Annotated in this window: 10 protein-coding genes; 1 reads left to right on the top strand and 9 read right to left on the bottom strand. The window is 67.0% G+C overall.

Going from position 1 to position 10,985, the window contains the following annotated elements; translation table 11 throughout:
• Nucleotides 1-505: 505 nt before the first annotated feature.
• Nucleotides 506-943, top strand: a complete 438-nt coding sequence (locus CFB47_RS37475) for an ATPase (RefSeq protein WP_256946848.1) — start codon at nucleotides 506-508, stop codon at nucleotides 941-943.
• Between the two features lie 172 nt (nucleotides 944-1,115).
• Here the strand turns inward: CFB47_RS37475 and CFB47_RS37470 are convergent, their stop codons facing one another.
• From CFB47_RS37470 to CFB47_RS37430, 9 genes are all read right to left on the bottom strand, one after another.
• Nucleotides 1,116-1,802, bottom strand: a complete 687-nt coding sequence (locus CFB47_RS37470) for a DUF429 domain-containing protein (protein ID WP_089459726.1) — start codon at nucleotides 1,800-1,802, stop codon at nucleotides 1,116-1,118.
• Nucleotides 1,803-1,811: 9 nt separating this feature from the next.
• On the bottom strand, nucleotides 1,812-2,336 hold the full coding sequence (locus CFB47_RS37465; protein ID WP_043185438.1) for an HD domain-containing protein: 525 nt from the start codon (nucleotides 2,334-2,336) through the stop codon (nucleotides 1,812-1,814).
• A gap of 121 nt (nucleotides 2,337-2,457) precedes the next feature.
• Nucleotides 2,458-5,928, bottom strand: a complete 3,471-nt coding sequence (locus CFB47_RS37460) for a YhaN family protein (protein WP_089464262.1) — start codon at nucleotides 5,926-5,928, stop codon at nucleotides 2,458-2,460.
• Between the two features lie 3 nt (nucleotides 5,929-5,931).
• Nucleotides 5,932-7,182, bottom strand: coding sequence for a DNA repair exonuclease (locus CFB47_RS37455; protein WP_089444641.1), 1,251 nt, complete (start codon nucleotides 7,180-7,182; stop codon nucleotides 5,932-5,934).
• A gap of 64 nt (nucleotides 7,183-7,246) precedes the next feature.
• The gene (locus tag CFB47_RS37450; RefSeq protein ID WP_089459724.1) at nucleotides 7,247-7,789 is read right to left on the bottom strand and encodes a CbrC family protein; all 543 of its coding nucleotides are present in this window, start codon (nucleotides 7,787-7,789) and stop codon (nucleotides 7,247-7,249) included.
• A 78-nt stretch (nucleotides 7,790-7,867) separates the two neighbouring features.
• Entirely contained in the window at nucleotides 7,868-8,455 is a 588-nt protein-coding gene (locus tag CFB47_RS37445) for a hypothetical protein (RefSeq protein ID WP_105749957.1), read from the bottom strand.
• Nucleotides 8,456-8,599: 144 nt separating this feature from the next.
• Nucleotides 8,600-9,370, bottom strand: coding sequence for a hypothetical protein (locus CFB47_RS37440; RefSeq protein WP_089464260.1), 771 nt, complete (start codon nucleotides 9,368-9,370; stop codon nucleotides 8,600-8,602).
• 361 nt (nucleotides 9,371-9,731) lie between these two features.
• Nucleotides 9,732-10,274, bottom strand: a complete 543-nt coding sequence (locus CFB47_RS37435) for a hypothetical protein (protein WP_089464259.1) — start codon at nucleotides 10,272-10,274, stop codon at nucleotides 9,732-9,734.
• A 162-nt stretch (nucleotides 10,275-10,436) separates the two neighbouring features.
• The gene (locus CFB47_RS37430) at nucleotides 10,437-10,922 is read right to left on the bottom strand and encodes a hypothetical protein (RefSeq protein WP_256946847.1); all 486 of its coding nucleotides are present in this window, start codon (nucleotides 10,920-10,922) and stop codon (nucleotides 10,437-10,439) included.
• Between the last annotated feature and the right edge of the window lie 63 nt (nucleotides 10,923-10,985).

The following is a 10,985-nucleotide window of genomic DNA, read 5'->3' as shown; positions in this document are numbered from 1 at the left end:
CTTTCATCAAGCGCCCACACTTATCGGCTGTTAATTTTTAAAGAGCATTCTGCGAGGAACTTCGTGTTTCCCGGCAGCGCTGCGTTTTCAGCAGCAGAGAAGCGAGATTATGAACCGTGTTTCGCAGCTCGTCAACAACTTTTTACACTACATCGTTGCGACCGCGGGGCTCATCTTCCAGGCCAGTGGCGCGCTCCAGACTCCAGCACACCACCCGCCCTGCTTCCCTTCTCCCGCGCCGCGTTTCCGTTAGCGCGAAAGAGGCGTGATTCTAAGCACCCACCCCCGTCTACGCAAGCCCTTTGTGAAAATATTTTGAAAAAGCCCCCGTGCGCTGACGCGCACGGGGGCGTGGGGTTCGACGGAGCAGGCATCACAACACGGGGCACCCTCTATTGTTGTGACGTATACCGCTCGTCCCTCTATATAGGTGGTGGCGGAACGGACAGGGAATCGGGTGCCGTCGAGTATCATGCCGCGACCGAACCACGCACTCATATCCACGATGGACAGCACCTCTCAATCCGGCGACGCCGATCTTCGCGACGAATATGCAGCGCTGCGCAAGCGCGCCCTCATCCTGGAAGAACAGGCTCCACCGCTTCTGCAGCGCATCTCGGATGTATTGCCGCGGATCAGCGGTGAATCCGAGCTGGCGGACGAGCATCGTGAGCGACTCGTCGGTGCGCGCAACGCAGCGATGGTCTCGATCGAAAACTATCAGCAGGCGATTCCTTTCCTGCAGACGGCCGATTCGATCATCGAGCAACTGGACAAGACGCCCGAACGCGACGAAGACATCGAGTGGCGTGAGTCGCTGCTGCAGCGGCTCGACGAACTGATCGACGTCGCAGTCGTGATGATCGACGATGCCGAAGGCTATTTCGAACAGGCGGACGCCTGCGATCTGTCCTGCGTACCGAAAGCCATCCTCGAGGATTGAGCGACGCCGCTCTGGATCGCATAGCGCACCGGCATGATGTCGTGTGCGCAAGCCATCCCGATGTTTGCCGGCCTGCAGTCCCCGCCCGAAGCCTTCGCCGTCGCGCGGGCCGCCACCCTCCCGCAAAAGCTCACCTTTTCGCTACACCCATCGCCCAGGCCGCGCGACACGACTACAGTGTGTCGAGAACGATCGTCTCGCTCACGATCGGCACGCGGATATATCCGCCCTCCGCATCGCCATACGCGTGCGCATTCCCGTCGATGACGCATTGCGCCGTCAACGCGCAAAGGGTCGCGTCTCGCGCATCGACGGACCTCAGCGTCGACACGTCGACGCCCAGTCGTTCCAGCAATTGCCGGCGCTGGTTGCGTTTCTGCTTCGCCGATGCGACGGCCCTCCCCAGCATCGCGCAAGTGATCGCATAAGGATAGGTTTCGAAGCTCGCGCGCCCGCCCGCATAGCGGGCACTGGTCAGCAGCGGATACGCATCCGCGAGCGCGCGGTAGACACGCTCTCCCATGAACATCCAGTCGAAGAAGCCTGACGTGCTTGCAATCGCCTGCTCCCGCGACGGCGTCGGAAAGCACGAGATCCGTTCGCGCGCGAGCGCCTGTTCGGCCGCGCGGCGCCCGCTCCCCGTCCACCACAGGCTCGGGGCGTCGACACCCACGGCCACGACGTCATGGGCGACGCACAGCGCAGGCACCGCCTCGGGCGCGATCCGTTCCTCGCGGTAGACGACTGTCCGTCCGCGAAGGATCACGAGATCGCACTGCTTCTTTTCGCCACCCACATCGACACCCGCCACGGTTGGCGATTGCCACGTGGCGGATTCGAAGGTTCGAGCGGATCGCATGCGGGCGCCTCAGTCGGCCGGCCGTGCGTCGTAGGCAGTGTCGAAGATCGCCTCGAGACCGGGATGCACACCGCGCATCGGATCGACGACCGACTTCGCCCAGTCGAAATACGCCTGCTTGCGCTCGAGCGGCCAGTCCGCGGGGGGATGCCGCGCGATGTCGCGCAGGTTGCAGATCTTGTCGGCCAGCTTCACGAGCTTCGCGCGTCGGCTGATGGTCGCCGCATGCTCGACCTGCAGGCGCTTGCGCTCCTCCTTCGGCAACGACTTGTCGTCGGTGACTTCCATCACGATGTCCGCCACGTCCTTGCCGAACAGTCGCAGCAGTTCCTGCTCGGTCGTCTCCGTATCCTCAACCGTGTCGTGCAGCACGGCCGCGACGATCACACGTTCGTCCTCGACGCCGGCCTCGTTGGCCAGCACATCGGCGAGCGCGATCGGATGATTGATGTACGGCGACGCTTCTTCGTCCTTGCGCCGCTGATTGCGATGCTTGTCCGCCGCGAACGCGATGGCGGCTACCAGCTTTTTCATATTCCCCCCTCGTGTGGCCTGACCCGCGACCGGCAGAACCGGCCGCGTGCATTTCGGAACCGCACATACTACCTGTTCGCGATGACCCTCTCCGCGCGCCGGCATTCACGCCCACCCTGCGTCACGCGCCCACCGGTGCGCGCTGGAGCTCGACCACGTTGACCCGCGCGCCGAATACCTCTCTCACGAGCGGCAGCAAGTGGTCGTGGTGCGTCAGGAACAGCACCTGGGTTCGCGTCGACAGATCGCGCAGCGCATCGAGGCCGGCCTTCGCGCGCGCATCGTCGAAGTTGATGAACAAGTCGTCGGCCACGAACGGCAATGCGGTCCGGCTGCCGAGCTGCAGTTCCAGCGCCGCGATCCGCAGCGCGAGGAACAACTGGTCGCGCGTCCCTTCGCTCAACCCGGCGACCTCGACCGATGCCCCCTTCGTCCGTCGTGCATACAGCGCGGGCGGCGTCCGTTCGGTATCGACGGTCAGCCGCGCGAATTCGCCCAGCGTGAGCCCCGCGAAAATCTCGCCCGCGCGCCTGAGCATCGGCCCCTGCTTCTGGTCGCGATAGCGATCCGTCGCCCACTTCAGCAGCCGGCTCGCCGTGGCTGCCTCCAGATACTGTTCGGCTGCTTCGCCCATCGCCGCCAGCGCTTCCTGTCGCTTCGATTCGGCAACGGCCGCGTTCGCCTGGCCGTCGATCGCACCGAACGCCTGCTCGGCCACGACCTGCTGCTGGGCAAGCTCGTTCAGACGCTTGCCGACGTCGCCGAGCGACTGCTTCACCGCTTCGAGGTGCGCCGGTACGTCGGCGATGTCCTGCTCCGCGACTTCCGCTTCGACGGCGGACCGGGACAGGCCGTCACCATCGCGCACCAGTGCCTCGTGCGCGGCATCGACTGCCTGTCGAAGCTGGCGCTGACGATCCGAGCGTTCGGCCAGCGGCAGCGCCGCGTCGATCGACGCGACGCCGGCCAGTTGCAGCAGCGGCTGGATACGCGCATCGGCACCGGCCACCGCGGCGGCCGCGTCCGCGACCTTGTCGTCGGCCTGCCGAACGGCGTCGTCGGCACGACCGATCGCGCGCGCGACTTCCCGGGCGGCCGCGAGGCGCATCGTCAGCCGGCGCGCGACGTCCAGCCAGTCTCCGCTCGTCAACCATTCCGGCGCGAGCGCTTCGGCAAGCCGCCTTGCGCCCGCCTCGAGCGCGGCCAACTCGGCGCGGATCGCGGCGATCCGGTTGCGCGGCGCATCGGCATCGGCCAGTTCGGCCGTCACCGCATTGGCAAGCACGAGCGCACCTTCCGCCGCGGCCAGCGTCGCCGCGCTGGTGGACAACTTCGCGGCGGCCAGCGCGTCGCGCCATTGCACCTGCCACGCATCGTAGGCCGCCTGTGCATGGCCGACGCGCGATTGCGCCGTCGCGCATCCGCGTTCGGCTTCACGCGCGCGATCCTCGAGGCTGTCCTGCTGCGCGAGCGCCTTCTCGGCCGACTGCACGAAGGTCTCGGCAATCGCGACGAGCGCCGCCAAACCGTCCGACTCACCGCCTCGCGACACGGTACGCAGTGCCGTGCGCAGCGTGGTTTCGGCACCCGCCCGCGCGGCGCGAATCGTGTCGAATTCGCGGCGCAGCCGGTCGAGGTCAGCCTGCGCGGCGAACACCGTGTCGCGCTTCGCCAGCCAGTCGCCCATCGCCGCCAGCGGCATGCCGGGCACCGCGGCCGTCGTCGCAAGCGCGGCCCATGCGTCGCGATGTTCGGCGCGCTCACGCTCGCGCTCGTCCAGTGCGGCCTGCCTGCGCGTCACGCCGGCACGTGCGGATTCGACTTGCTGACGCAGCGACTGCAACGTCGCCGCCGCCTGCGTCGCGCCGAGCTGTGCGTCGACGAGTTCGTCCGCCAGGCGGATCGCGTCGTCGACCGCAGGCGCGCCCGTTGCGAGATCGACCGCGCCGCTGCGGATATCGCCCCACGCGCCGTCGCGTCGCGCGCGCGCCGCCAGCACGTCGGCGGTCGTGACGACCTTGTGGTTCTCCGCGAAGTGCTTTTCCTGCAGTTCGAGCCGCTCGAGCTCCTCGAGTGCGCCGTCCCGCGCGTCGCGTGCAGCAGCGACCGCGCTCGCGCATGCGCTGTCTTCCTTCAGCAGCGTGCCGAGGCGCGCCGCCGACGGCACGTCGAGCGCACGCAGCGTATCGACCGGCATGCGCCACTGGCCGAGCGCATCGAGTGCGCCGGACAACGTGCGTTCGGCGGCGGCGATTTCCTGTTCGAGCGCCTGCTCGCGCTGGCTGCTGTTGCGAAAGCCCTGCGCATCGGCCAGCGCCGCACGCAACGCCTCCGGCACGTCGACGGTCGACAGGCGCGCCTGTTGTTCCTGCACCTGCGCAAGCTCGCGCGTGCGTTCGTCGAGCGATTCGCGCGCGCCGGCAAGCGCCTGGTGCAGCGCACCGTGTTCGCGCAACAGGTTTGCAACGGTCTTCAGCGACAACGCGGTCGGCAGCGACGCACGCAGCGACGCTTCGTCGGTCGGCCAGCCGAGCTGGGCGGCCGCTGCAAACGCAGCGGACAGGTGCCGTTCGACATCCGCGCCGAGCAGCAGCAGATCCTGCGCGTGATTCATGCACGCGCCGCGCAGCCGGTCGAGCGCTTCGATGTCGGCTTCGAGCGCCAGCGTGTCGGCGTCGGCGTCGATCGCATCGCGCGCCTGCCGTTTTGCAAGCAGGTCGGCACGCCGTTCCTCGAGCACCTTCTGTTCGGCCGCGAGATCGCCCTGCGCCTTCAGCAGATCCGCATACGCGCTGGGCGGCAACTCGACGACCGGGCCCAGTTCCGCCAGCGCGGCGTCCTTGGCCGTCAGTTCCTTCAGGTACGGTGCCAGCCGTCGCACGCGTTCGAGCTTCGAGCGCAGCGCTTCGAGCCGACGCTGTTCGGCGCGTGCCTGCTCGATCTGCTGTTCGACCGCTTCGCGCGCGTCCTTGCGTTCGACCCAGTCGCGCGTGCGCACCTGGACCGTCTTCAGTTCGGTCACGGCTTCGTTGAACGCCGATTCGGCGAGTGCAAACGCGCTGCCGCTGCGGCGCGGCGCCCAGAGTTCGACCGAACGCGCTTCGAGCTCCTCACGCACCGGCCCGAGACTGCCGACACCGGCAGCCGATTCGAACAGCACCTGGCCGAGTTTGTCGGATGCGTCGAGAATGCTCCGGCCGCCATCGACCAGACGCCCGTGATCGAGCCCGAACATCTGCTCGAAGAATTCGCGCGTGGCGCCGTCAAGGACGGCGGCCAGATAGTCGTCGGGCAGTTTGTCGTCAGCGGGTGTGCGCAACGGACTGCGCCCGCGCGCGCGGTGGAACGCGAGTTCGCCCGCGCCGCTCTCCAGCACGCCGCCGATCCGCAGTTCGGGCGTGCTGTGCAGGAAATCGAGCGGTGTCTGCAGCTTCATCCCGAACAGCAACTCCGACACGGCCGTGCGGATCGTCGACTTGCCGGCCTCGTTCGGCCCCACGATCACGTGGAAATCCTCGCCGGCCGACGGGAAACGCAGCGTCTCGTCGGTGAACTTGCCGTACTTGATCAGATCGAGCTGGTTGATCCGCATCGCTTATTCCCCCCTCGCCAGCCGCGCGAGCAACGCGGGCCCGACCTGCTCGACGAGTGCGGTCAGCTCGCCCGCGCGCGCCATCGTCAACAACGGCACCTCTTCCTTCACGTCGCTGCGCACCTTGCCGACGAACGGCTTCAGGTCGCGCTCGAGCAGTTCGAGGAAATCCGGGTCGCGCGCGGCGTCGGCCAGGATCTGCTTCAGGTCCTCCAGCGCTTCGAGCGGCTCACTTTCGCCCGGCTGATGATCGGCCGCGGACGTCGCGAGCCGAACCTTCTCGAGCCACAGCCGCTCGTTGCCGATGATGCCGATCTGGTTCAGCACCTCCGCGCGCAACTGCGGCGCGCGGCCGAAAAAGAGGCCATGCGCGGGCGTGCGCCCCGTGACCGTCACGCGCACCGCGCGCGGCACATGGCCGTCGACGGTCAGCAGCGCTTCCAGTGACTGGCCGATTTTTCTCGAGAGGTCGGCGACGGTAAGGCAATCGGACGCGTCGACCGACACGGCTTCCCAGCGCAGCACGTCGAGATACAGGCGCTCGACCTGCGTGCGGCCCTGCTCGACCGTCACGAGCACCGCGCCGCGGCGGCCCGTCTCGCGGATATGGCGCCCCTGCAGGTTGCCGGGAAACACCACCGTGGACGGCCCCGACCATTGCTGGAATTCGTGCACGTGGCCAAGCGCCCAGTAGTCGTAGCCTTTCGCGTGAAGTTCGGCCAGCGTGCACGGCGCATAGTTCGCGTGCGCCGCATAACCTTCGAGCGCCGTGTGCAGCACGCCGATGTTGTAGTAACCGGGCACCGGGTCCGGATAGCCGATCGCGAGATTGTCGACGACAGCCTTGTCCTTGAAGCTCTGCCCGTGCAGCGCGACGTCGAATTCAGGCAGCGTGTGGGTTTCCGCCTTGCGGTGGCCGAACACGGTGACGTTGTCGGGCAGCGTCAGCTTCTTCGTCATCTCGCTTTCGGCATCGTGGTTGCCGCCGAGGACGAACGCGCGGATACCGGCCTTGCGCAGGCGCCCCATCTGCTGACCGAAGAAGATGCCGGTGTTGTGGTCCTTCCAGTCGCCGTCGTACAGGTCGCCGGCGATCACGAGGAACGCGACGTCCTCTTCGATCGCACGATCCACGAGCTGCCGCAGCGCCTCGCGCGACGCGTTGCGCAACTGCGCGGCCGGCGCGTCGGGATACGCGCTCAGGCCGTGCAACGGGCTGTCAAGGTGTATGTCTGCCGCGTGGATGAACTTCACGAAGATTCCTTTGTTTCATGACGATGGAGCCCTCGATCGACGTGCGGTGCCGCCAGCCGGGCCATCAATCGCAATCCTGGTAGCCGCCGAGTTCGCCGCAATGGATGCAGCGAAACAGATACGCGGTCGGCGAGCCGTCCTTGTCGAGTGCGGCGAAGAAGCGCTCCCACTCGCCGCCCTCGTCGAGTCCGGTTGATTCCCGAATCGACGCAACGGCCTGCGGGCCGAGCGCCGTCAGTTCGCCTGCACCTGCCCGGCCAATGAACTGCGCGCCATCGCCGCAATGCGTCCACCACCGTTCCTGCTGCCAGCCCTGGAAGCCCGGCGTGCGGCAGGCGATTTCGTCGACGACCGCGTCAGGTACATCATCCCATTCGCCGCCGCCGATGCCGTGCGTGTCGGTAAAGACCGCATCGAGCCGCGCGTGTGCCGAACCGTCGGCGACGCACCACGGGCAGATGCATTGCTCGTACTCGTCGACCGCATACACGGGGCCCGCGTACACGTAACCACGTGCCTCGCCGCAACACACGCAGCGCGCGTCCGAGCGGATCACGCTGCCCGTTGCCAGCGGGTCGGGATGGTACCTGAAAGCGGGTAACGACATGAGGCTCTCCGTCGATCCGGATGGTGGGGGCGCACGCGATGCGAATTCGAACAGCCATTGTGCCGCAGCCCGGCCGCGTTACTGCGGAATCTCGGTCTCGACAAACGTGCCGTCCACGAAACGATAGACGCGATGCGTTGCATCGCCGTGAGAAAGAAATTCCCACCGGATGTCGATGCCGACCGGGTCGTCGCGCCACGCGATCGCCAGGTAGGGCGATTGCGCGCCACCGTCGGTGTCGAGCGAAACGGTGTCGAGGCAGCTTTGAACCGGTAGCGAGAAACGCGGCAAGGCATGGGCGCCGTGCAGTTCCAGCACGTACAGCACCCCTTCTTCGCCCGCGCCGCAATATCCTGTCGGGCGGCTGCTCGACGAGCGGTTGATGACGACCAGCAGATAGTCCTTGCCGTCGATCCGCTTCGGACGGTCCGACGGAAACGCAACACTCGATGCATCGCGCAATGCATGGCGAAGCGCGGCCGGCACGATCAGTGCCGATTTCCGGTGGCGGGCTGCGTCGACCTCGAACAACCCCGGGCGCACCCATTCGATCTCGTGACCATTGGCGAGCCGCACCGATTCGGGCGCCGGCGTTTCGGCGACGGCAACGGAGGCATTCGAGGCCAGCAGCACCAGCGCCGCGAGCTTCAACACAATCGATTTCATCGGGATGATCCGTGTCCGCATCAATCGCACAGGATGGTCGTGAAGTTCATCGCATGCGCCTGCATGCCGTTCGGACAGCCCCGATCCAAGATCAGCCGCGCGCGTCGTTCGTCACGACGCACGCGGCTGATCCACGAGGTGCCGTCACTCGCCGCGCGGCACCGGCGGCGGTGCATAGCCGTTGTCATTGCCGGGGAACGGATTCGCGTTGCGGCGCAGCGCTTCCTCGTCGTTCTCCTTCTGCGCGAACACCGCGACACCGATCACGCCGACGTTCGCGGCATCGCCATACTTCGAATTCGCGACATAGCTGTCGGGCACCGCCGCGAAGCGGAACGCGGCGACTTCGTCGCGGCTCTTGCGGAAACCCTCGATCGTCAGCGTGCGGCCCGGATACAGCACGTAACCGCCGTTCGTATAGCTGCCGGGCCGCCCCGACAGCACGTCGAGCCCGTCGACGCTCGACACGATCTCGAACGTACGGCGCCCCTGGTTGCGCAGCACGATCATGTAGCGCGAACCTTCGACGCCTGCCATGTGCCAGCGGCCGCCGCTGCGCGCCAGACGCAACGGCGTGCCTTTTTCGTCCGTGAACGACAGCGCGATGTCGCCGTTGGCGAGCGCGACGCGGGTCGGCAACCGGCGAACCTGGGACGCGGGAGGATGTCCGGGCAACGCGTCGTTGTAGTAGACCGACGCAAGATCCGTCGGCTTCGCCGGATCCGCGCGTTCGAAATCGACCTGACGGGTTTCGGATCGCACCGACTCGCCCCATGCCGTGCCGAGCCCGCGGCGTTCGCTGGCGTCCGGTGCGGCGGCGGATGCGCTGGTACTGCCGGACGGCGGGGGCGACCCTGCGCAGCCGGCCAGCCAGAGCGCGCAGGCGAGCGCGAGAAAACGGAACAGGATGGTCATGACGTGATGCCTCGGAATGTTATCGGGCCGCGCCGGGCTGGCCGGAACGGCGTTTTGGTGTCGTCTGTCGTCACGATGTCGATCGGACATGCTGGCCCGTGTCGGCCGGCGCCGCGATCGCGGCAGCCCGGCAATCGGGAGCCTCGCTATTTAAGCATGGCCGGCGGGCGATGGGCAGGGGGTGCACACGCCGCCCGTTGCCGGTCCGTGCCGGCAGGCGGGCAGGCCCGTCGCGTCGCCGGATGAGTGGCGAACGCCGACGCACCCCGGTATCGAGGATGGGATGAACGGCGCGCCGCGCGCCAATAAAAAGGCCCGGCCCGCATCGAAGCGGGCCGGGCCGTGTCGGGAAGCGTGACGCTTACAGCGCGCCGCCTTGCGCCGACGCCGAACCCTTCACGCCGACCGATGCGCCACCCTGCACCGAGTTCGTCGCGCCGTCGAGCGCCTCGCCGGCCTTCGCCTTCGCGCCGCCTGCGACGTCACCTGCTGTCGACATCGCACCTTGCGCATGGCTCTTTGCCGTGCCCGCGACGTGCTTCACGTGCGATTTCGTCGAGTGGACAGCCGATGCGGCGGCATCCTTCGCGGTGCCCGCTGCCGAACCGACCGCATGCGTCGCACCGCCAACCGCGTCGCCGGCTGCCGAGCCCACGCCGCCGACCGTCTTGCCGACGCCGCCAAGCGCGCCGCCAACGGCGTTGCCCGCGCCCGAACCCGAGCCCGCCGCATTCGCGCCGGCGCCAGCCTGCACGCCCACGCCGCCACCGAGCAGCGGCGTCTGAACCTGCGCGCCGACGCCTGCGGAACCCTGGGCGCCGGTCTGGGCCGTCTGTGCGAACGCAGCCGAAGTCGCCATCGCCGTCAGTGCAGCACCCACCAGAATCGTACGAATCTTGTTCATGGTCATTCTCCCCAAAGACGTTGTTGCTGCGGGCCGCCTTCGTGCGGCTTGTCGCATGCCTTGCCGCGACGTGCGGCAGGTGGAGCTAATGTAGCGGCGCCGACGCGCAAAACGACTGATTTGCGGGGACTGTTACTTCCGTTGCAAATGCTGACGATTGCCTCACATAGTTTGACAATCGGGGGCTTGCGGCGAAATTGAGCAGTGGATCAAGCGAACCTGAAGGCGTGTCGCGTGGCGCATGCCGCAACCGATCGGGAAACCAGGCAGGCGAAACGGATAGCAGGGAAACCGGCCGCTTAGATAAGCATTCCAAAGAACGTGTGTCGCCCAGCCATCGGTGCGGCCCGACAACCAGTTCCTCGCGATGAGTTCGATATCGTCGGATACACATGCCGCCACACCGGCGTTCCCCGCTGCGCCGAGCGCGAGCTTGAACGCCTTTTCCCTCGGCGCGCTCACCGCCAGCCGGTCGACCGCCGTGCCTGGATCGGCATCGACTTCATCGAACGACGCCATCCACAGCGCGTCGAACGGCTCGGCATCGCGGCTGTCCAGCACGCGATCGCAATCCAGGTCGCCGAGGAAATCGAAAAAGCCCGGCGTCGACAGGATGGCGTCCATTTCAAGCAGATGCGTGTTCGTCATTGCGACGCCTTCGCGATGCGCGGCCCCGACCGCCCGCTGCTGCATGCAGGCAGTTCGGGGCCG

The organism is Burkholderia sp. AU27893, assembly GCF_002223205.1.
Classification (GTDB): domain Bacteria; phylum Pseudomonadota; class Gammaproteobacteria; order Burkholderiales; family Burkholderiaceae; genus Burkholderia.
The sequence above is the reverse complement of the archived record's forward strand: the minus strand, read 5'-3'. Positions and strand labels throughout refer to the sequence as shown.

What these genes read in the sequence shown, in the direction of transcription:
- CFB47_RS37435 (WP_089464259.1), bottom strand. Translation starts at nt 10,274, where the DNA reads ATGAACAAGATTCGTACGATTCTGGTGGGTGCTGCACTGACGGCGATG.
- CFB47_RS37465 (WP_043185438.1), bottom strand. Translation starts at nt 2,336, where the DNA reads ATGAAAAAGCTGGTAGCCGCCATCGCGTTCGCGGCGGACAAGCATCGC.
- CFB47_RS37450 (WP_089459724.1), bottom strand. Translation starts at nt 7,789, where the DNA reads ATGTCGTTACCCGCTTTCAGGTACCATCCCGACCCGCTGGCAACGGGC.
- CFB47_RS37430 (WP_256946847.1), bottom strand. Translation starts at nt 10,922, where the DNA reads ATGACGAACACGCATCTGCTTGAAATGGACGCCATCCTGTCGACGCCG.
- CFB47_RS37475 (WP_256946848.1), top strand. Translation starts at nt 506, where the DNA reads ATGGACAGCACCTCTCAATCCGGCGACGCCGATCTTCGCGACGAATAT.
- CFB47_RS37460 (WP_089464262.1), bottom strand. Translation starts at nt 5,928, where the DNA reads ATGCGGATCAACCAGCTCGATCTGATCAAGTACGGCAAGTTCACCGAC.
- CFB47_RS37445 (WP_105749957.1), bottom strand. Translation starts at nt 8,455, where the DNA reads ATGAAATCGATTGTGTTGAAGCTCGCGGCGCTGGTGCTGCTGGCCTCG.
- CFB47_RS37440 (WP_089464260.1), bottom strand. Translation starts at nt 9,370, where the DNA reads ATGACCATCCTGTTCCGTTTTCTCGCGCTCGCCTGCGCGCTCTGGCTG.
- CFB47_RS37470 (WP_089459726.1), bottom strand. Translation starts at nt 1,802, where the DNA reads ATGCGATCCGCTCGAACCTTCGAATCCGCCACGTGGCAATCGCCAACC.